The sequence below is a fragment of the Dactylosporangium sp. CA-152071 genome, from assembly GCF_050936335.1.
GTDB classification, from domain to species: domain Bacteria; phylum Actinomycetota; class Actinomycetes; order Mycobacteriales; family Micromonosporaceae; genus Dactylosporangium; species Dactylosporangium maewongense.
Genome location: NZ_JBNJMZ010000001.1, coordinates 4,822,407 through 4,843,701, shown reverse-complemented (window position 1 = coordinate 4,843,701; position 21,295 = coordinate 4,822,407). Strand labels below are relative to the sequence as shown.

Here is a 21,295-nt window from a genome sequence, read left to right as displayed (position 1 = left end):
GCCCGGCGCCAGCGGCACCCCGTGAAGTCGACGCTCGATCACCAGGGCGTCACGTACAGCGACGAAGCTGGGCAAAGCAAAGGGCCGCCCGAAAGACGGGCGGCCCTGATTGCCGGTAGAGGGTCAGCGGCGGGCTGAGCGGTACTCGAACTCGCGCTCCTGGTATTCGCGGCTGGCCTCGCGTTCGCGGCTGAAGTCCCAGCCGCCTGCCGCCTCGCGGCCCGGGCGGCCGCCGACGGAGAAGCCGCCGACCTCCTGGCCCCGGCGCCACCCGCGGAAGTAACCGGTGGTGTGCGCCGCGATCTGCGCCGCGTCGCGGACGATGCGGAGCGGGCGCTCGGGGGAGTTGACGGGGGCGCCGGGCACCAGGTTCTGCTGCGGCACGCGCCGCGGCAGGCCGGTGGACGTCTCGTCGCCCAGCTTCGGCTGGCTGGCCTGCTCGGCGGCGCGCCAGGCGGAGTCGTTCTGGTTCTCCCAGCTGACCGCGGGGCGCTCGGCGGCGGCCTCCGACTCGCTGTCGGCGTCCCAGTCGGTGAACCACGCGGAGCGTGCCGCGGCGAATATCAACAGGTCACCGTCCGCCTCGTCGGACTTCGAGGTCGAGGCCGGAGCCGGACCCGAAGCCAGCGCGGATGCCTCGGCGGCCGCGGCGCGGCGGCTGCGGCCGGCACCGGTGCCGTTGCTGCGGGCCGTGGCCCGTTCGGCGGCGGGCCGGTCCTCGACGAGGCGCAGCGCGGGCGGCTCGAAGCGGAACTCGCCGCTGTACTCCCCGCTGAGCTCGTCGGAGTAGCCGGTGAGCGCCGGGTCCGGCACGGGGGCCGGCTCGACCAGGCGCAGCCCGGCCGGCTCGGCCGGCAGGTCGCCGGTCTGCCACGGGGGCGGGACGCGACCCTCGCGCTGGCGGGGCAGCTCGACGGGGCGCTCGGTCCGGGAGCGCTCGCTGCGGGGGATCTCGGTGCGGGCCCGCTCGGACCGCGGGATCTCCGTCCGCGCCCGCTCCGAGCGGGGGATCTCCGTGCGGGAGGCGCGAGGCGTGGCGGCGGCGGCCTCCTCGGCCCGCGCCGACCTGCGGCCTTCCGTCCTTCCGGCGGTCGTTTCGTCGTCGGTACGACTGGCGCGCCGCCCACGCGTCTGCTCCGCCGCGGCCTCGGCCTCGACGTCCGTGGAGGCCGACAGGTCGGAGCGGTTGAGCGGGTCCCGGTCGGAGCGGTTGCGGTCGGCCCTGTTGCGCTCGGACCGGCTCAGCTCCGAGCGGTTCAGCAGCTCGGAGTGCTCAGACCGCTCGGCGCGCGAGCCGCGCGAGGAGCGGCGGCCGAAGTCCTCCTCGGCCTCCAGTTCGGCCGGCGGCCTCGGGATGTCGCTCAGCCGCGGCAGGCTGCTCAGATCGGAGGAGAAGGACGACGCGGGCGGCGTGCTCTCCGTCGCGAACGCCGAGGTCGTCATGTTCAGCGGGTCACCGTCGAACGCGTCGCTGGTGACCGGGCCGCCCAGCGGCCAGCCGCTCCGCGAGCCGGGCGCGGGCGTGCCGGGGTCCATCGTCGGCGGCTCGCCGAGCGCGCTGAGGTCGCTGAGCCGGATCGAGCCGCTGTCGCTCTCCTGAGCGGCCGCCGCCGGCGGCGCGGAGGAGGGGCGGGTGAAGTCGAAGCCGGTGTCGGCCAGCAGCGGGGCGATGCCCGGCGGCGGCGTCGGCATGAGCGACGCGAACGTGGGCTGCTCGCTCGCGGCCGGCGGCGGGATCACCGGGGCCGGGGCGACCGGCGGCGGCGCGACCGGGGCGGGCGCGACGGGCAGGGGCGCGACCGGCACTGGCTGCGGCGGCGCCGGCTGCAGCGGGACCGGGATCGACTGCATCGACGCCGGGACCGGCTGCTGCTGGTACGTCGGCGGGATCGGCGGTGCGGGCGCGTAGGTCGGCGTCGGCGGCTGGTAGGCGGCCGGCTGGTACGGCGGCGTCGGCGCCCCGGTGCCCGGGCTCTCGAACGCGCCCGGGAAGGTCGGCGTGTAGCCGGGCGGCGCGGCCGGCGGCTGGTAACCGGGCGGCGTCGACGTGACCCCGTACGCCGGAGGCGTCGAGGTGACCCCGTACGCCGGAGGCGTCGACGTGACCCCGGTCGACGGCGGCGCCGACGGGACCCCGTAGGCGGGCGGCGTCGAGGGCACGCCGTACGCGGGAGGAGTGGACGGCACACCGTACGCGGGCGGCGTCGACGTGACCCCCTGCGGCGCCGCGACGCTGAAGCCGGGCGGCGTGGAGGTGACGGGCTGCCCGTAGGCCGGCGGGGCCGACGCGACCTGCTGCCCGAAGCCGGGCGGGGTCGACGTGACGGCGGGCGGCGCGGAGGGGACCTGCTGGCCGAAGCCGGGCGGCGTCGAGGTCACCGACGGCGGGGCCGACGGCACCGGCTGCCCGAACGACGCGGCCGCGGGCTGATACCCGGGGGCCGACGGCGGGGCGGAGGGCACGGACGCGGCCGGCGGCGCGGAGACGGCGGGCGGCTGGGCCTGCGCGGGTGCGGTCTGGGCGCGGCGGCGGCCGCCGGTCGCCTGTGCGGCGTTGGTGCGGCCGGTCGTCGCGGGCTGGGCGCCGAACGCGGCCGGCGCGGCCTTGGCGGCGATCGACTCGGCGGCGCGGGCGGCCTCGGCGGCCCGCGCGGCGACCCGGGTGCGGGTCGGCGCGGCGTCCTGCCCGACGGCGGCGACGGCGCCGTGCGAGCCGGCGGCGGGGGGCCCGGAGAGCGGCCCGGCGGGCGCGGCCGGCGTGCTGCGCAGCGGCACGACCGGGGTCAGCGGCGAGCCGGTGCGCTGGCGGCCGGGCAGGCGCGACGGGCTCATCTTGTCGGCGAGGACACCGACGAGCGAGGCGGCCGCGGCGTCGCAGGCGCGGACGGCGGCGACGGACTGGCGGATGGTCTCGGCGACCGCGGCGGTGAGCGCCCGGTTGACGCCGGTGCGGCGGGGGGTCTCGGCGATCGCGACCCGCAGCGCGGTGATGGCCTCGCCGAGCGTGTCGGCGTCGGCGACGCCGCTCGCGGCGAGATCGTTGGCGACCTGGGCGTCGCGGTTACGGCCGGCGGCGCCGCCGCCGAGGATGCCGGGCTCCGGCAGCGCGTCGAGGATCGCCAGCGGGATGGCCTCGGCGGGGTCCGGGTAGGCCCGCAGCGCGGCCGGGTACAGCTCGCGGAGCACCTCGCGCAGCGTCGCCGCGGCGCTCTGGCGGCCGGCCACGACCGCGGCGTGCGCGGCGAGGACCGGCTTGAGCGGCAGCATGTCGCGCGGCGGGGACTGCCCGACGGCGGAGAGCACGCCGGCCTGCAGCGCGCGGGCGAGGCCCACGGCGCGGCGCTCGGCGGCGTTGGACTGGATCTCCTCCGGCGACTCGTCGTCGGCGAAGCGCTCGGCGTAGTCGTCGGCCGAGTCGTCGTCGGTGAAGGCGAGGTTGCGCCCGGCGGCGGTGAGCAGCTGGGTGACGACGTGATCGTCGCTCTCGGCCGCGACCGCGACAGCGGACTGGCCGCCGGAGCGTTGCGCGAGCAGCGCGCTGAGCTCGGCGTAGCCGCCGGCGTCGTCGCTCACCTCGCAGATGTCGATGAGCCGGCCGGCGTCGTCGACGACCGCGACGGTCAACCAGATTTCGGAGCTTGACTGCGGCTCGGCGAGATCAGCCGACGCCAGACCGCAGTACACCCGAACGAGCGCCACCGCGTCGTCCTCCTCTCGGGACATCAGTTGAGCTTTCACCACGTCGGCGGGGACGTGTCCCGGCGCCCCGCCGTGTGTTACCGCAGGTCAAACTGAACGACCTCTACTAAACAGGTTGCGGGCGGGTGACGCGATCAGCCGTTTCGGTTGAATGCCGTTCTCGGCTGATCGTCGCGCACCGCCGCCACCCGTCCGGTCAAAGGCCGGGTCTCGCCCGCCGCGCCAAGATGCTCACGGCTTAGATCCTGTCGGTCACAAATCAATCACGCCAGTCCGTGGCGGCAGAAATCTTGCCAATAATCGTCCGCCAGCCGAGCGCTGCCTGTTGTGCCCCGATTTTCTTGAGCCGCCGCTTGGCGAAGAAGCCGCTGACGCCGCCGCCGGCCGCCGCACGCAGGGCTTCGTCGAGGTCGTCGAGCGGGGAGCCCGGGGAGAGGGCGGTGCGGACGGGCTCGAGCCGGAGCGAATACGCGAGGTCACGGGCGACCTCGCCGGCCGCGATCAGCAGGTCGCCGTCCCACGCGTCCTGGCCGCCGCGGAGGTTCTCCACGACGAGGTCCAGCTCGTAGCGGTCCTCGTCCTTCGGCACCACCGACGAGGCGGTGATCCGGGTCTGCAGGCTGTCCCAGGTGTCGAGCTGGCGCAGGTCGTGCTCCGCGTCGGACTTCACGAACTCGACGAGCCCCTCGACGCTGCGGAAGAGCAGCAGCTTGCCGCGGTGGCCGAGGAACGCGGGAACCTCCTCGGGCTCCTCCTCGTCCTCGTCGTCCTCTTCCTCGGAAGCCTCGTCGGCGATGACGTCGGCCTCGTCGGTCTCGTCGTCCTCGTCCTCATCTTCGTCCGAATCGTCAGACTTGTCCTTTGCGAGGACGTCGTCCTCGTCGTCGGCGTCCGAGCCGTCCTTGGCCTTCTTCTTGGCGAGCGAGGCGGCCGGCGCGGGCTCCTCCTCGAACAGCTCCGCGTTCTCGTCGAGGATGATGACCTCGTCCTCGTCGACGTCCGCCTCGCGGCGGTGGAGGATCGCGAAGTCGTCCTCCTCCTCGTCCAGCTCGGTCGGCGTCAGCTCGGTCGACAGCCGGTAGGCCCGCAGCGTGTAGCCCACGCCCTTCGGCAGCGCGATCTCGACGGGCTGGACGTTGACGTCCTCCCACATCGCGTCGGCCTGCGCGGAGCGCTCCTTGCCGCCCTCCTCCTCGTCGAAGTCGGCGTCGTCGGAGTCGTCGGAGTCGTCGTCGGACAGCGCCTCGACCTCGTCGTCCTCGGTGGCCTCGATGGCCTCGACCGCGTCGACGTCGTCGATGACGTCGGCCGTCTCGGTCGTGTCCGAGATCTCAGGCTCGGTGACGGCGGGCGCCGGCGTGCTCTTCTTCGCTGCCGCTGGGCGCGACGACGCCGGACGTGATGAGGACGGACGGGAAGACTGGCGGGCCACTGTGACCTCCGTAGTCGGCTCGGCGTGCGGGCACACTGCTCACTGAGATGGCCTCGCGCACAAACACCCTAGTGTGCCCGGTTGGCGACGGTCAGACCCCCTTGGGGTGCCAGACCGTCTTGATCTCCAGGAGAGCCACCATGCGGGACACCCCCGGATCGGCCGTCCAGTCCGGGTCCGCAGGTCGGATCACCCGTTTCAGGTTTTCCGCCGCCGCGACTTCCAATTCCTTCGCGAGGGTGGCGTCCGTCACACCCGTGAGATCGACGGCGTTCACGTCCATGTGGGCCGCCAGCCACGGCGCGATCTCGGCGACCTTCCCGGTGAGCACGTTGACGACCCCGCCGGGCAGGTCCGAGGTGGCGAGGACCTCGGTGAGCGTGACCGCCGGCAGCGGCCGGTCGGTCGAGGCGATCACCACGACGGTGTTGCCGGTCACGATCGCCGGCGCGATCACGCTGACCAGGCCCAGCAGCGACGACGCGGCGGGCGCGACGACGGCGACGACGCCGGTCGGCTCCGGCGCGGACAGGTTGAAGTACGGCCCGGCGACCGGGTTGGCGCCGCCGTGGACCTGTGCGAGCTTGTCCGACCAGCCCGCGTACCAGACCCAGCGGTCGATCGCGGCGTCCACCTGCGCGGCGGCCTCCTTGCGCGACCCGCCCTCGGCCGCCTTCACCTCGCTCACGAACTGGTCGTGGCGGCCTTCGAGCATCTCGGCGACCCGGTACAGGATCTGGCCGCGGTTGTAGGCGGTCGCGCCGGACCACTTGCCGGCCGCCGCGCGGGCGGCCTTGACCGCGTCGCGGGCGTCCTTGCGGGAGCCGAGCGCGGCGTTGGCGAGGAAGTCGCCGGAGGCGGAGTGCACCTGGTAGGACCTCCCGGACTCGCTGCGGGGGAACGCGCCGCCGATGTAGAGCTTGTACGTCTTACGGACGGCGAGACGCGCCGGTGACTCAGTGCTCAAGGTAGGCCTCCAGCCCGTGACGGCCGCCCTCGCGGCCGTAGCCGGACTCCTTGTAGCCGCCGAAGGGTGACGTCGGGTCGAACTTGTTGAACGTGTTGGCCCACACCACGCCGGCCCGGAGCCGGTCCGCGACGTGCAGGATGCGCGACCCCTTCTCGGTCCACACCCCGGCGGACAGCCCGTATGGCGTGTTGTTGGCCTTCTCGACGGCCTCGTCCGGGGTACGGAACGTCAGCACCGACAGGACGGGACCGAAGATCTCCTCGCGGGCGATCCGGTGCGCCTGCGTGACGCCGGTGAAGATCGTCGGGGCGAACCAGAAGCCGCGGTCGGGCAGCTCACAGGGCGCGGACCACCGGGCAGCGCCCTCGTCCTCGCCGATCTGCGACAGCTGCCGGATGCGGGCCAGCTGCGCGGAGGAGTTGATCGCGCCGACGTCGGTGTTCTTGTCCAGCGGGTCGCCGACCCGCAGCTGGGCCATCCGCCGCTTCAGCGCGTCGAGGAACCCGTCGGCGATCGACTCCTGCAGCAGCAGCCGGGAGCCGGCGCAGCAGACGTGCCCCTGGTTGAAGAAGATGCCGTTGACGACGCCCTCGACCGCCTGGTCGACGGCCGCGTCGTCGAAGACGATGTTGGCGGCCTTGCCGCCGAGCTCCAGGGTGAGCCGCTTGCGGGTGCCGGCGACGGCCCGGGCGATGGCCCGGCCGACCTCGGTCGAGCCGGTGAAGGCCACCTTGTCGACGCCGTCGTGCTCGACGAGCAGCCGGCCGGTGTCGCCGGCGCCGGTGACGATGTTGACCACGCCCGGCGGCAGGTCCGCCTGCTGGCAGATCTCGGCGAAGAGCAGCGCCGTCAGCGGCGTCGTCTCGGCCGGCTTCAGCACGACCGTGTTGCCCGCGGCGAGCGCCGGCGCGATCTTCCACGCCAACATCAACAACGGAAAGTTCCACGGGATGACCTGAGCGGCGACGCCCAGCGGCCGCGGGTCGGGGCCGAACCCGGCGTAGGGCAGCTTGTCGGCCCAGCCGGCGTAGTAGAAGAAGTGGGCCGCGACGAGGGGGACGTCGACGTCGCGGGACTCCCGGATCGGCTTGCCGTTGTCGATCGACTCGAGCACGGCCAGCTCCCGGGCCCGCTCCTGGACGATCCGGGCGATGCGGAACAGGTACTTGGCGCGCTCCCGCCCGGGCATCGGGCCCCAGACGGTGTCGAAGGCGTGGCGCGCGGCCCGTACCGCAGCGTCGACATCCTCCGAGGAGGCGGTGGCGATGTCGGCCAGGGCCTCCTCGGTGGCCGGGTTGATCGATTTGAACGACTCACCCCGCCCGTCGACGAAGGCGCCGTTGATGAACAGGCCGTAGGAGGACCGGATGTCGACGACCGAGCGTGACTCCGGCGCGGGTGCGTACTGAAAGTCCATCGCCCTAGTCCAAGGTGAAGTAGTCGGGGCCCGAGTAGTGGCCGGTGGCGAGCTTGGTGCGCTGCATGAGCAGGTCGTTGAGCAGCGTGGAGGCGCCGAAGCGGAACAGGTCGGGGTCCAGCCAGTCGGGGCCGGCGGTCTCGTTGACCATGACCAGGTACTTGATCGCGTCCTTGGCGGTGCGGATGCCGCCGGCGGGCTTCACGCCGATGGTCCGGCCGGTCGCGGCCCGGAAGTCGCGGACGGCCTCCAGCATGACCAGCGTCACCGGCATCGTCGCGGCCGGCTGGATCTTGCCGGTCGAGGTCTTGATGAAGTCGGCGCCGGCCAGCATCGCCAGCCAGGAGGCGCGCCGCACGTTGTCGAGCGTCGCCAGCTCACCGGTCTCCAGGATGACCTTGAGGTGCGCGTCGCCGCACGCCTCCTTGATCGCCACGATCTCGTCGTGGACCTCCGCGTAACGCCCGGCGAGGAACGCGCCCCGCTTGATCACCATGTCGATCTCGTCGGCGCCGTCGGCGACCGCGGCGCGGGTGTCGGCGAGCTTGACCTCCAGCGGCGCCTGCCCCGACGGGAACGCGGTCGCGACGCTCGCCAGGTGCACCCCGCTGCCGCGCAGCGCCTCGGCGGCGACGGCGATCATCGACGGGTACACGCAGATCGCGGCGGCGCTGGGGCACGTCGGGTCGGCCGGGTCGGGCCGGACCGCCTTCGCGCACAGCGCCCGGACCTTGCCGGGGGTGTCGGAGCCTTCGAGGGTGGTCAGGTCCACCATGCGGATCGCCAGGTCCAGCGCCTGCGCCTTCGCCGTCGTCTTGATCGACCGGGTGCCCAACATGGCGGCGCGTTGCTCCGCGCCGACCTGGTCGACACCGGGCAAACCGTGCAGGAAGGTCCGCAGAGCGCCTTCTGAGCGCGCGACCTCGGCGGTGAGGGTCATGGCCTGAGTCTAAGCTCAGTCCCTGTGGACGTACTCGTGGTGGATCACCCTCTGGCCAAGTCGCGACTGACCGCGATGCGTGACGAACGGACCGACAACGGCCAGTTCCGTGCCGCGTTGCACGAGCTCACCACGATGCTGGTGTATGAGGCCGCCAGGTCGTTCGCCACCGAGCAGTTCCCGGTGCAGACCCCGGTCGCGGTGGCCGAGGGCACCCGCCTGGCCAACCCGCCGCTGCTGGTGCCGGTCCTGCGGGCCGGCCTCGGCATGGCCGACTCGGCCCTCGCCCTGCTGCCCGAGTCGTCGATGGGGTTCGTCGGGCTGGCCCGCGACGAGGAGACCTTCGAGCCGCGTGCCTACATGGAGTCGCTGCCCGGTGACCTCAAGGGGATCCCGGTGCTCGTCCTCGACCCGATGCTCGCCACCGGCGGCTCCCTGGAGCACTGCGTGCGGCTGCTCGTCGACCGGGGTGCGACCGACATCACCGTCCTGTGCGTCCTCGCCGCGCCCGCCGGCATCGAGCGGCTCGCCGACTCGGGGCTGCCGATCCGGCTCGTCACCGCCGCGATCGACGAGAAGCTCAACGAGCGGATGTACATCGTCCCGGGCCTCGGCGACGCGGGCGACCGGCAGTTCGGCGGCATGCCCCGTTTCTGAGGCGCGCCTTAAGTCTCGTCGCCGGATCGGGGGATTCCCGCTGGTCAGGCATTGCCCCAGGAGCTGAGCGTCGGCCTACGGTGACCGGCGATGAAGCACCGACGCTCGTTCCTGCGCACCCATCCAGTCCTCGCCGTCGCCGTCACGGTCGGGGTCCTCGTCGGCTCCGGCGCGCTCGCCGCCACGGCCGCCAGGCGACCCGAGCCGCGGGCGGCATCAGTACAGACGCCGCAAAACGCCGACAAGGCCGGCCTCGGCGCGGTGCCGTCCTCGCCGGGCACGCCGGCGCCTTCGAGCAAGCCGCCCGCGTCGAAGGCCGCCGAAGCCAACCGCTGCGCGCTCAGCGCCAAGCTGGTGCCCGGCTGCGGCCTGCTGTGGGGCGTCGCGCCCGGCGCCTTCACCGACCTGTCGTCGTCGAAGGCCCTCGCCAACTTCGAACGCACCACCGGCCGCCCCGCCGACATCCTGCACTCCTACCACCGCGGCGACGAGGTCTGGCCGACCGCGGACGAGATCGCCGTGGTGCAGCAGTCACGCAAACGGATCCTCTTCGCCAACTGGAAGGTCGCCTGGGGCACCACCTGGGCCGACGTCGCCGCCGGCGGGCAGGACGCCCGCATCGACCGCGCCGCCGCCAGGCTGAAGGCGTTTCCGGGCAAGCTGTTCGTCGCCCTGCACCACGAGCCGGAGAACGACGTGCGCGCCGGCGGCGGCATGACCGCCCGCGACTACGCCGCCATGTTCCGGCACACCGTCCAGCGCCTGCGCGCCGCCGGCGTCACCAACGTCGTCTTCGTCATGGTCTACATGGCGTACGAGCCGTGGTGCGTGCAGCCGTGGTTCGGCGACCTGTACCCGGGGGACGACGTCGTCGACTGGGTCGGCATGGACCCGTACCTCTTCGCCAAGCCCGGCGGCTACGGCCACGGCGACTTCGCCTACCTGGTCGACCGCACCTCCGATCCGGCGAGGTGGCCCGGCTTCTACACCTGGGTCACCCGCACCCACGGCAACAAGCCGCTCATGATCGCCGAGTGGGGTGTGTACGAACACGCCGCCGACTCCGCGCAGAAGGCCTGGATCTACTCGACGGTCCGCCAGCAGCTCGGACGGTTCCCCGCGATCAAGGCCCTCGTCTACTTCGACTCGCCGAACGCCCCCAAGGGCGACACGCGGCCGGACAGCTCCCAGGCGGCCCTGCAGGAGTTCCAGAAGCTGGCCTCGTCGACGGTCTTCTCGGTGACGCTATAGCCCCAGCGCGGCGGCGGTCTCGGTCCGCAGGGCGGCCAGCGACGCCCGGGCCGTCTCGCGGGCGGCCCTGATGTCGCCGCCCGTCACCGGGACGACCACCTCCAGGTACGCCTTCAGCTTCGGCTCCGTCCCCGACGGCCGCACCACCACCCGCGTCGTGCCAGCCCGCACGATCAGCACGTCGGCGTCCGGCAGCAGGTCCTCGACCGCGTGGACCGGCTCGTCGAGCAGCGCCGCCGGCGGCTTCAGCCGGATCGTGGCCATCGCCGCCGCGATGTCGGCGAGGTCGTCGACGCGGACGCTCAGCTGGTCCGTCGCGTGGACGCCGTGCCGCAGCGCCAGCTCGTCGAGGCGGTCGCCGAGGTGCTTGAACTCGGACTTCAGCCCCGCGGCCAGCTCGCACACCAGCAGCGCGGCGGTGATCCCGTCCTTGTCGCGGACGTGGGTGGGCGCCACGCAGTACCCCAGCGCCTCCTCATACCCGTAGACCAGGTCGTCGCCGGCCCTGACGATCCACTTGAAGCCGGTGAGCGTCTCGCCGTAGGGGAGCCCGTGCGCCTCGCACATGCGCGACAGCAGGCTGGAGCTGACGATCGTGGTCGCGTACCGGCCCTTGACGCCACGGCGGATCAGGTGGTCGGCGAGCAGCACCCCCACCTCGTCGCCCCGCAGCAGCCGCCAGCCGTTTCCGTCCTTGTACGCCACGGCGCACCGGTCCGCGTCCGGGTCGTTCGCGATCGCGATGTCCGCGTCCACGTCGTCGGCGAGCGCCAGCAGCAGATCGGTCGCGCCCGGCTCCTCCGGGTTGGGGAACGCCACGGTCGGGAAGTCGGGATCGGGCTCGGCCTGCTCCCGGACGATCGCGGGCGTCTGGTGGCCGGCCTCGACGACCGCCCTGACGAAGACGTCCTTCCCGACGCCGTGCATCGGCGTGTACGCCACGACGAGGTCCCTGGGCACCTCAGGGTCGACGGTCCGCAGCGCCCCGTCCACGTACGCGTCGACGACGTCCTCACCCAGCGTCTCGCCCGGGTCGCCCAGCGGCACGTCCAGCAGCGGCCCGACGCCCCGGATCGCCCGCTCGATCTCCTTGTCCGCGGGCGGCACGATCTGCGACCCGTCGCCCAGGTACACCTTGTAGCCGTTGTCCTGCGGCGGGTTGTGGCTCGCGGTCACCATGACCCCGGCCGCCGCCTTCAGGTGCCGCACCGCGAACGCGAGCACCGGCGTCGGCAGCGGCCCGGGCAGCACCAGCGCCCGCCGCCCGGCGCCCGTCGCCACCCTGGCGGTCTCCTCGGCGAACGCCTTCGAGCCGTGGCGGGCGTCGTACCCGACGACGAGCGGCCCCTCAGCCCCCGTTTCCGCCAGCCAGCGCACCAGCCCCGCCGCCGCCCCGCGGACCACGGCGAGGTTCATGCCGTTGGGCCCCGCCCGCAACGGCCCCCGCAGCCCCGCCGTCCCGAACGTCAACGGCCCCGCGAACCGCTCCCGCAGCTCGCGCTCGTCGTCGAGCACCGCCCGCAGCTCCTCCCGCCCCTCAGGATCGGGGTCGTCGGCCAGCCAGGCCTCCGCTTCGGCGCGCAGATCACTCATCCGTCGTTCTTAGCACGCTGTGGCTGCCGCCCCACCGCTGTCGCGGCGGGTCCCGGCGGGGATTCTCACCCGCGGCCCCAATGCGCCGCTCCGCGACGCACTGCCCGCGCCGAGACGCGTGGCAGACCAAGCGGCGCGTCCGCGCCGCATCCGGTGGTCGCCCTCCGCCCTCATCGGCACCGCATCCGTCACCACCGTGATCCAAGGACAGTCCCGGCCGTGCGAGCGGCCGGATTCGGCCTTCGATCATGATGGCGGCGGTCGGTGGGCAGTGGACTTCGTGGGGCGCCTGTGGGAAGTGGGGCCGGCGGGCCAGCGCGCATGGCGGAGAAGCGTGTGCGGTATGCCCGGGTCCTTGGAAAAAGTGCGCGTGGTAAGTGCGGGTTCCTGAGGCACGCGTGGTCCGCGGAAGAAGATCAGGACGAAGCTCGCCCGGCTGGCCCCGGCCGGGGAAGGGCGGGCGAAGGGGAACCGGACCGGGCGGCCGCCTCCGGGAAAGTGGAGGCGGCGCCCGCTTCGGTTACTGGCCGGTGGAGGAGCCCGGGGACGCGGCCGCCAGCTTGAAGGAGTGGACCATCTCGTCGAAGATGACCTTGCTCTCGGCGAACTTGGCCTCGGGCACGGTCACGAAGAAGTGGTAGCTCTTGCCGCCGAGGACGACGGCGTTCCACAGGGCGTGGCGTTGCTGGTCGCCGGAGCCGCAGGTGTACTCCAGGACCGCCGCGTCGTGGCCGTCGAGCTTGTTGTCGGTCATGTCGACGTGGTTGTACGGCGCGGCGCAGCTGGCCGGGGTGTTCTTCAGCCGGTTCTCCGCGCTCTGCAGGAAGGCGCGCGGCGTGTTGGACGCCTTCTCGATGTTGACGCGGATGCGGCGGTTGGGGTCGGCCGGGTCGGTGATGTCGAAGTAGGGCGCGGTCGCGGCGCCCAGCTCCTTCCGCGTCCAGCCCTTCGGGACGTTGACCGTGATGCCGCCGGGGTGGGAGAAGGCCTCGACGTCCAGCAGGGGCTTGGCCGGGCCGCTCGACGCGGTGGTCGGACCCTTGCCGGTCTGGTCGCCGGAGCCGCCGCCGGAGAAGAGCCCGGACATCGAGACCACCAGGATCAGGACGAGCACGACGCCCGCGGCGACGGTGATCTTCGCCCAGGTCGGTGCCTGGGTGACGATGCGCTTGAGGTCGGTGCCGGGCTGCTTGGGCGGCTCGGCGGGGGCCTGGGTCCAGTCGGTCGTGCCGAGCGGGCCGTCCTGGTAGGCCGCGAAGCGGCTGGCGTCGGTGCGCTCCAGCTCGGCCTCGTGCTGCGCGCCGCCCTGGGTGGGGGCACCGCCGCCGGAGTGCATGCGCCGCAGGGCGCCGCTGACCGTCTCGCCGGGAGCCATCATGGCCCGGCCGCCGATCTGGCCGGTCGGGGTGTGCTGCGGGGTCACGACCGTCGGCTGGTGCGTGGGCCGGACCACCGCATAGGGGTCGGTCATGTGGGCCGGCGCGTTGCTGGCCAGGGGACCCGCGAGCAGGTCGCGCAGGACCGCGCGGGCGGTCTCCACGTTCCACCGGCGGGCGGGATCCTTCTCCAGCAGGCCATAGAGCACGCCGGCGAGCGGGCCGGCGCGGACCGCCTGGGCCGGCGGCTCCTCGACGACCGCGCGCATCGTCTCGAAGGGGTCGCGCCGGTCGAACGGCGGACGGCCCTCGACGGCCGTGTACAGCGTCACGCCGAGGGAGAACAGGTCGCTCGGCGGGCCGAACTTGGCACCGATCGCCCGCTCGGGGGAGATGAAGTGCGGCGAGCCGAGCACCATGCCGGGCGTGGTCAGCTCGCTGTCGGTGGGCATGCGGGCCACGCCGAAGTCGGTGAGCACGCAGCGGCCGTCGCCGGCGATGAGCACGTTGGCCGGCTTGACGTCGCGGTGCAGCACGCCGGCGGCGTGGGCGACCTCGAGCGCGCCGAGCAGCGCGATGCCGATCTTGGCGACCGCACGGGCGGCGAGGGGGCCGTCCTCGACGATCATCTCGGCGAGGCTGCGGGCCTGGAGCAGCTCCATGACGATCCATGGGCGGCCGGCCTCGGTGACGACGTCATACACCTGGACGACGGCCGGGTGCGACAGCGCCGCCGCCGCGCGGGCCTCGCGCAGCGTCCGCTGATACATCGAGTCGCGGTCGCTGGGTGCCATGTTGGGCGGCAGGATCACCTCTTTGACCGCCACGTCACGGCGCAGCACCGTGTCGCTGGCGCGCCAGACGGTGCCCATGCCGCCGTGACCGATGGCGGTGCGCAGCGCATAGCGCCCACCGATCACCACGCCCGGGGCGGCGCGCTGCCCGGGCACGGGCATGCTCGTGGAGCCGGGCTCGCGGGGCTCCCGCTGCTCGGGGCCGCGCGCAGGATCACGCCCGGCTCCGGCGGAGGCCAGGGCGCCGGTGGGTGGCAGAGGCTCGCCGTGCCACGTCGGGAGCTGAGTCACAGGCAGTAAACCGTCGTCATGGAGGGGAGATGACTTTCTCGCTGTACGACCGCGGTCACCCCCTATCTTGCGTGCTGCTCGCCAGTTAAGAAAGGTGGGGTCCTCCCCTTCACCGGACCGTGACCTGAGAGCAACGCTCCGTGTTGATCATGTCGCGCTGCTGAAACGGTTGGGTTGAATCTTCGAATTCTGGGAACCCGAAGGGGACGGAGGAGCGTCTACGCAAGGGACAGAAACGCATCTGGAACATCGGGGGACTACGTTTCCCTGGACTTTCGGGTGCGCCTGCCGATCAGAGGGGTTGGACGGACGCGCGGTGCGGCGCCGGCCCCTTGGTTCATGCCACTCTGCGACGTCTTCCGTCACTGTGCGTTGATCTGTGGCAACGCTGGACGCGGCACCGAAGCGAAAAGTTACTCGCGACACCACGTGACCGTGGCGCCTGTCACCCGTTGTAGGAGGTGAGGGGTTCTTGGCTGAAGCGGAACGCTCACTTCCGACGAGGCCAGCATCTTTACGCCTCCAGTTCCAATCAAGTGACGCTCAGCTATCCCAGCATCACGAGAATGATGTTGCGCTCCGTCACCTTGACCCAGTTAGTCTGTCCGTGGCACGCATGGGGCGGGCCGCTCCTTTAGACCGAAATAGAGAACTCACCGTGACGAGAGCGCTGACGCTGCCCGATCCAGCCGCCGCGGCGGCCCGGGTCAGCAAGTTGACGTCGTCCTGGCCCGAGACTCCACCCGGGGCCGATCCGTTGCCCGGTCAGCTCGACCGCTGGCTCACCTCCCGGGGTGCCGAGCTCGTAGCCGTCCGACGTCACATTCACGCGCATCCGGAGCTCTCCGGCCAGGAGTTCGAGACGGCGGCCCTCGTCGCCCGCGAGCTGACCCGCGCCGGTCTTTCGCCCCGCATGCTGCCCAAGGGCAACGGCGTCATGTGCGACATCGGCTATGGCGACCGGGTCATCGCGCTGCGCGCCGACCTCGACGCGCTGCCGCTGCCCGACACCAAGGACGTGCCCTACCGCTCCACCGTCGACAACGTCTGCCACGCCTGCGGCCACGACGTGCACACCACGATCCTGCTCGGCGTCGGCCTCGCCCTGGCGCAGCTCGCCGAGCGCGACGAGCTGCCCGGCCGCGTGCGGCTGCTCTTCCAGCCGGCCGAGGAGACCATGCCGGGCGGCGCGCCCGAGGTCATCGCCGCCGGCGGTCTGAAGGACGTCGCCGCGATCTACGCCCTGCACTGCGCGCCGCAGCTGCCGGTCGGGCTGGTCGGGGTCCGCTCCGGCCCGTTCACCGCCGCCGCCGACAAGATCGAGGTCCGGCTCACCGGCCGCGGCGGGCACACCGCCCGGCCGCACCTGACCGCCGACCTCGTCCACGCGCTCGGCCGGATCCTCGTCGACGTGCCGTCGCTGCTGGACCGCAAGCTCGACGCCCGCGCCGGGGTCTCCATGGTGTGGGGCGCCGTGCGGGCCGGCGAGGCGGCCAACGCGATCCCGATCGAGGGCGTCGCCCGCGGCACCATCCGCGTGCTCAGCCGCGACGCCTGGCGCGACGTGCCGGAGCTGGTCACCAAGCTCGTCCACGACGTCATCGCGCCCACCGGCGCCGACGTCGAGGTCAAGTACACCCGCGGCGTGCCGCCCGTCGTCAACGACCGGCTCGCCACCGCGGTCGTCGCCGGTGCCGCCGGCGCGGCCCTCGGCCCGGACCGGGTCGTCGAGGCCGAGATCAGCATGGGCGGCGAGGACTTCGCGTTCTACCTGGACGAGGTCCCCGGCTCGATGATCCGTCTCGGCGTCGGCGTGCCGGGGTCGGACCAGAAGTTCGACATCCACCAGTCGGCGTTCGACGTCGACGAGCGCTCGATCGGCTACGGCGTCCGCGTCATGGTCCACACCGCACTGGCCGCACTCGGGGCGGGAGCCTTCTAGACACAGCGGCCCGCAAGCGGTAGCCATAGGCCGTGGTCACCGAATTGCGGGTGCACGGCGTCACCGGTACCCCGGCCGAGGACGTCCTCGACAGGCCGCTGCTGCGGCGGGTCGCGGGCGACACCGAGGCCGGGTTCTTCCGTCCCCGCGCGGAGTACGGCGCGGTCACCGGCCCGGGTGGCGTGACGCTGGAGGCGTACCGCTGGGGCAACCTCACCGCCGGCGCCGCCGCCCGCGCGCTCTGGCTGCTCCTGCTGCCGTTCATGCTCGCCAACGTGGCCATCTGGCTGCGCCCCGACGTCGGCGTCCGGGCCAGGGCGACGATCCGCGCCCTGACCCGCGTCTTCGCGCTGACCATGACCGCGTCGTTCGTGCTGTCGTTCATCGAGATCTCGATGGACCTCGTCGGCTGGCAGTGCGCGGCCCAGGCCCGGTGCCTGGAGGGCCGCGGCTACCTGGCCGTCCTCGTCGACCTGACGACCAGCCGCCGGCTCGCGGTCACCGCCCTGGTCCCGGCCCTCGCGATCGCGTTCCTGTGGTTTCTCGGCCGGCGCACCTGGGCCCGCTACGAGGCGTTCCCGGTCACGACCGACGGCGACGGCGACGGGCTGGCCCACCCGTGCTTCTGGAACGGCCGGCCCCTCGTCGGCCGGCTCCGGTCGCTGCACATCGCGGTCGCGTTCGGCACCCTCGACGCGGTGCTGCTCGGGGTCCTCGTGCCGCACGACCGGCACCCGGCCGGCTACGCCCTCGCCGCCGCGACCGCGGTGATCCTGCTGGCGGCGTTCGTCGCGGTGACCCTGACCGCCGTCGTGCACCGCGACGCGCCCGCCCGCTGGGCGAAGCCGTTCACCAGGGTCATGAGCCACGCCGCGGTCGTGCTGACCGGCCTCGTCCTCGCGTACAGCTGCCTCGGACGCGACCCGTGGCAGGCGAGCGGCCGGATGCCGGTGTTCAGCGGCACCGTCACCGTGCTCTTCGCCGTGCAGGTCCTGCTCATGCTCGTGCTCGGCGGGGTCGTCCTCGCGACGCGGCCACGGGGCACGTTCCTGCAGGGGCTCGCGGGGCCGTTGATCGCGAGCACCGGCCTCGGTGTCGCCGCCGCGTTCGCGGCCGCCATGGCCTACCGGGTCGCCGACCTGCTCAACCGGCGCGCCCTCGCCACCACCGCCGACTACGCCGAGACCCCCTTGCTGCTGGAGCCGCCGCCCGCGTACGAGTGGGCCGCCGCCGGCTTCGTCCTGCTGCTCGTGCTGGCGGTGCTCGTCGGGCTGGTCATGGGTATGCCGCTGGTGCGCCGCCTGCGCCGGTACGCCCGTGTCGTCACCGACGCCGACTTCCGCGGCGGGCGGCAGCGCGACCCGGAGCGGGCGAGGCACATCGACACCGCCGTCGCCGACGCCCTCGTCACCGACCACGTCGGCCGCATGCTCGTCTGGGTGTTCGTCCCGACCGCCGCGGCCGCGGTCGTCGCGACCGGGTTCGCGCTGCTCGGACGGCGGCCGATCCGGCTCGCGGACTCAGGGTCCGTGGCCGCCGAGGTGATGTCGGCCGTCGTCAACCTGGGCACCTACCTCATCGGCCTGGCCGCGTTCGCGCTCGTGTTCATCGGTGTGCTGGCGTACCGGTATCAGCGCTTCCGCCGGATCGTCGGCGTGCTCTGGGACCTCGGCACGTTCTGGCCCCGGTCCGCGCACCCTCTCGCGCCGCCCTGCTACGCCGAGCGGGTCGTGCCGGAGCTCGCCCGCCGCGCCGGGTGGCTCGCCGCCGAGCAGGGCGGGGTCATCCTGTCCGGGCACAGCCAGGGCAGCGTCCTGGCCGCCGCGACCGTCCTGCAGCTGCCCCCGGAGGCGCAGGCGAGGACCACGCTGCTGACCTACGGTTCGCCGCTGCGCCGCCTGTACGCGAGGTTCTTCCCCGCCTACGTCAACGACGCGGTGCTGGGACGGATCGGCGCGGTGCTGGCCCGCGCGGAGGATGGCGTCCTCGATGCGGGTCAGCACAGCCCCCGTTGGGTCAACCTCTGGCGGGACACCGATCCGATCGGCGGCCCGGTGCAGTCGCCCACCGCACGGGATGTGCGGCTGGCCGACCCGCCGGGATTCGACATCGCCGCGGGTGACACGGTGTTCCCCAAGGTCGACGGCCACTCCGGCTACCAGTTGCGCCCCGCCTTCGGCGCCGCGGTCACCGGGCTCGTCGCGGTCCTGTCGGAGGGCCCGGACGAGACACCGACGGTCGCCAACCCGCCGGTGTCCGCGTCCTGAGACCTGGCGAAGGACGTTCAGCTGTCCTTCGGGTCGTCCTCGTCCCGCTTCGACAGCGCCGGGAACGGCGGCACCGGCGACCCTGACGGCGACCCGGACTCCGCGCCAGAGGAGGCACCAGCCGCAGGCGGCCCGGACACGGGACCGGCGGCGGGCGACACCGAATCAGGACCGGCGGCCGGCGTCGCGGTGACAGGGCTGGCGGCGCGCGGCGCGGGCACGGGACCGGCGGCGGGCGGCGCGGAGACCGGACCACGACCCGTCACGACCGCGCCACCGGGCGCCCCGGAGGCGGAGGCGGCGGGCCCAGGCGCCGGCCGCGGCGCGACCGGGAACGCCGGCGCCGGCGGGCTCCAGCCCGGCAGCGGGCCACCCTGCTGGGCGAGCGCGAGCGCCGGCCGCTTCGGACGGAACCGGCGGACCAGCCGCACCAGCAGGTACAGCGGCACCCCCAGCAGCAGGACCCACGGCGCCAGCCAGCCCAGCACCGTCAGCGCGACCTGCAGCGAGGCCAGGAACGCCTTCATGCCCTCCTTGAAGCCCGCCACGATCCCGATCTCGTCCTTGTCGCGGGTGATCGCCGCCTCGGGCCCGAGCAGCTGCAGCGTGATGGTGGACAGCGCGGTCAGCCCGTCGAGCTTGCGCTTGCGGGCCTGCAGGGACTCCAGGTCGGACAGGCGGCGCGACAGCTCCGACTCCAGCGACGTGATCTCGCCGATCGTGGTCGCCTTCGCCAGGAGCGCGCGGATGCGGTCGACGCTCGCCGAGGCGTTGTCCAGCCGCGCCTGGACGTCCACGACCTGGTCGGTCACGTCCTGCGCGTTGACGGTGCGGCTCTCCTCGTCGCCGAGCTCCTTGAGCTGCTCCAGCGTCGTGGTGAACTTCGGCGCCGGGACGCGCAGGACCAGCGTGCCCGTGGAGCGTCGGTCGTCGCTGCGCCGGTTGTCGCCGCCGACGAAGCCGCCCGCCGCGGTGGCGAGGGCGATCGCCTTCGCGGCCGCGTCGTCGACGTTGTCGACGCGGACGGTCATCGTGCCGGCGTAGATGATCGAACGGTCCTCGACGTCGATGTTGTCGGGGGCCTTGTTGGCGTTGGGGTCCTGGACGGGCTGCTTCGCGGGGCCGGCGCCGGGCCCGCCGCCCTCCTGCGCCATGCCGCCGGCCGCGGGTGCGACCGCGCGGTCCGCCGAGCTCGTGCTGGCGGAGTCGCTCTTGTCGGCCGCGCAGCCGCTCACCGCGACGAGTAGCGCGGCACCCGCCGCCGTGAGGAACAGTCTGGTGCGCCTGACTGACATGACGCCTCCTGGGTAGGGTCGATCGGAAGGATCGAACTGCACCCTGGGACGCAGCCGGGCGCCGCTCCGGTTCCCGGGCGGACAGTCACGGTTGTGACACAGCGAAGCAACGACAAAGCACGGAGACCGACGGGAGACGGACCGATGCTCATCACCAAGTTCACCCATGCCTGCCTGCGGATCGAGCACGACGGCGGGGTGCTGGTGATCGACCCGGGCGTCTTCACCGAGGCGGAGGCCCTCGACGGCGCCGACGCCGTGCTCATCACCCACGAGCACATGGACCACGTCGACATCGACGCGCTACGGGCCCTGAAGCGGCCCGAGCTGACCGTGCACACCCACGCCGACGTCGAGGCGCAGCTGAGCGACCTCGACGCCGACATCTACGCGGTCGAGCCGGGTGACACGTTCGTCGCGGCCGGGATGACGGTCCGCGCGCACGGCGGGCGGCACGCCGTCATCCACCCCGACATCCCCCGGATCGCCAACATCGGCTTCGTGATCGACACGCCCGACGGCCCGCTGTACCACCCGGGCGACGCGTTCCACGTGCCCGACGAGCGGATCGCGACGCTCTTCGTGCCGGTGTCGGCGCCGTGGCTGAAGCTCGCCGAGGCGATCGACTTCACCCGGGCGGTCGCGCCGGAGCGGGCCTACGCGCTGCACGACAGCCTGCTCGTGGACGCCGGCCAGCAGATGGTCACCGGGCACATGACGAGGCTGTCCGGCACCCGGTACACCAGACTCGAACCCGGCACGTCGATCTAGGGCTTCAGCGCTTCAGGGCTTCCAGACCATGAGGTTGGCGAAGAGCTCCGCCTGCTCGATCGCGTCGTCGAGCGCGTGGTGGGTGTGCCGGCGCTTCGACAGCAGGTGGGCCGGCATGCGGCTCTTCACGGCCGCGCCGATCGGGACGCCCGCGCGGACCGCGTAGAGCGTCTTGATGTCCAGGCAGCCGGAGTGGCCGAAGACGCTGCTGCCGGTGAAGCGCAGCAGGTACCAGTAGAGGAACATCCAGTCGAACACGGCCGGATAGGCCACGATCACCGGCCGCCCCTTGCCTGCCGTGCGGGTCACCCAGTCGCTGAGCTCGCCCATCGCCGCGGCCGGGTCGGCGCCGTCGCGCAGCAGCGCCGCCCGGTCGAGGCCGGACACGGCGAGCGCCTCGGGGACGAAGTCGTCGCTGATCGGGCGCAGCTCCCGGTAGAAGGTCTCGGCGGCCGGGTCCGCGGCCCTGAACTCTCCGTCGGACCGCCCGGCGACGGCCAGGCCGACGCTCACCATCGAGTACGGACCCGGGATCGGGCCGTCGGCCTCGACATCGAGGGAGAAATAGACGTCCGCGCGCATCCGCTGATCCTACGATCG

At 73.0% G+C, this 21,295-nt stretch carries 14 protein-coding genes; 5 read left to right on the top strand and 9 right to left on the bottom strand.

The annotated features are described in order from the left end of the window. Positions 1-123 precede the first annotated feature (123 nt). The 5 genes from ACQEVZ_RS21675 to deoC form a co-directional block, all read right to left on the bottom strand. The gene (locus ACQEVZ_RS21675) at positions 124-3,723 is read right to left on the bottom strand and encodes a hypothetical protein (RefSeq protein WP_433369274.1); all 3,600 of its coding nucleotides are present in this window, start codon (positions 3,721-3,723) and stop codon (positions 124-126) included. A gap of 235 nt (positions 3,724-3,958) precedes the next feature. Next, entirely contained in the window at positions 3,959-5,131 is a 1,173-nt protein-coding gene (locus tag ACQEVZ_RS21670; protein WP_433369271.1) for a DNA primase, read from the bottom strand. A gap of 91 nt (positions 5,132-5,222) precedes the next feature. Beyond that, positions 5,223-6,098, bottom strand: a complete 876-nt coding sequence (locus ACQEVZ_RS21665; protein ID WP_354899107.1) for an aldehyde dehydrogenase family protein — start codon at positions 6,096-6,098, stop codon at positions 5,223-5,225. Then, positions 6,088-7,518, bottom strand: a complete 1,431-nt coding sequence (locus ACQEVZ_RS21660) for an aldehyde dehydrogenase family protein (protein WP_433369267.1) — start codon at positions 7,516-7,518, stop codon at positions 6,088-6,090. The genes ACQEVZ_RS21665 and ACQEVZ_RS21660 overlap by 11 nt, the downstream gene beginning before the upstream one ends. A gap of 4 nt (positions 7,519-7,522) precedes the next feature. Continuing rightward, positions 7,523-8,458: a deoxyribose-phosphate aldolase gene (gene deoC, locus ACQEVZ_RS21655; RefSeq protein WP_344503830.1), complete on the bottom strand. Its 936-nt coding sequence runs from the start codon at positions 8,456-8,458 to the stop codon at positions 7,523-7,525. Positions 8,459-8,482: 24 nt separating this feature from the next. Here deoC and upp point away from each other — a divergent pair, with 24 nt between their 5' ends. Both upp and ACQEVZ_RS21645 read left to right on the top strand, forming a co-directional pair. Next, the gene (gene upp, locus ACQEVZ_RS21650) at positions 8,483-9,115 is read left to right on the top strand and encodes a uracil phosphoribosyltransferase (protein ID WP_344503829.1); all 633 of its coding nucleotides are present in this window, start codon (positions 8,483-8,485) and stop codon (positions 9,113-9,115) included. 90 nt (positions 9,116-9,205) lie between these two features. Further along, positions 9,206-10,366 carry a glycoside hydrolase family 26 protein gene (locus ACQEVZ_RS21645; protein WP_433369262.1) on the top strand — a complete coding sequence of 387 codons (1,161 nt, stop codon included), beginning with the start codon at positions 9,206-9,208 and terminating at the stop codon, positions 10,364-10,366. Here the strand turns inward: ACQEVZ_RS21645 and ACQEVZ_RS21640 are convergent. Together ACQEVZ_RS21640 and ACQEVZ_RS21635 are read right to left on the bottom strand one after the other, a co-directional pair. Next, positions 10,361-11,959 (bottom strand): phospho-sugar mutase, encoded by a 1,599-nt coding sequence (locus ACQEVZ_RS21640; RefSeq protein WP_433369259.1) that lies wholly within the window; start codon positions 11,957-11,959, stop codon positions 10,361-10,363. The genes ACQEVZ_RS21645 and ACQEVZ_RS21640 overlap by 6 nt on opposite strands. Positions 11,960-12,479: 520 nt before the next feature. Further along, positions 12,480-14,420: a serine/threonine-protein kinase gene (locus ACQEVZ_RS21635; RefSeq protein WP_433369256.1), complete on the bottom strand. Its 1,941-nt coding sequence runs from the start codon at positions 14,418-14,420 to the stop codon at positions 12,480-12,482. A gap of 658 nt (positions 14,421-15,078) precedes the next feature. On the opposite strand from ACQEVZ_RS21635, the gene ACQEVZ_RS21630 reads away from it, so the two are divergent. Both ACQEVZ_RS21630 and ACQEVZ_RS21625 read left to right on the top strand, forming a co-directional pair. Further along, positions 15,079-16,362: an amidohydrolase gene (locus ACQEVZ_RS21630; RefSeq protein ID WP_344503824.1), complete on the top strand. Its 1,284-nt coding sequence runs from the start codon at positions 15,079-15,081 to the stop codon at positions 16,360-16,362. A 32-nt stretch (positions 16,363-16,394) separates the two neighbouring features. After that, positions 16,395-18,629, top strand: coding sequence for a hypothetical protein (locus ACQEVZ_RS21625; RefSeq protein WP_433369252.1), 2,235 nt, complete (start codon positions 16,395-16,397; stop codon positions 18,627-18,629). Positions 18,630-18,646: 17 nt separating this feature from the next. On the opposite strand, the gene ACQEVZ_RS21620 is transcribed toward ACQEVZ_RS21625, so the two are convergent. After that, positions 18,647-19,924: a DUF4349 domain-containing protein gene (locus ACQEVZ_RS21620; RefSeq protein WP_433369249.1), complete on the bottom strand. Its 1,278-nt coding sequence runs from the start codon at positions 19,922-19,924 to the stop codon at positions 18,647-18,649. A 144-nt stretch (positions 19,925-20,068) separates the two neighbouring features. On the opposite strand from ACQEVZ_RS21620, the gene ACQEVZ_RS21615 reads away from it, so the two are divergent. After that, a complete protein-coding gene (locus ACQEVZ_RS21615; RefSeq protein ID WP_360568482.1) occupies positions 20,069-20,695 on the top strand; it encodes an MBL fold metallo-hydrolase in 627 nt (208 codons plus the stop codon). 12 nt (positions 20,696-20,707) lie between these two features. Here the strand turns inward: ACQEVZ_RS21615 and ACQEVZ_RS21610 are convergent, their stop codons facing one another. Beyond that, positions 20,708-21,277: a 3'-5' exonuclease gene (locus ACQEVZ_RS21610; RefSeq protein ID WP_433369245.1), complete on the bottom strand. Its 570-nt coding sequence runs from the start codon at positions 21,275-21,277 to the stop codon at positions 20,708-20,710. Positions 21,278-21,295: the final 18 nt, after the last annotated feature.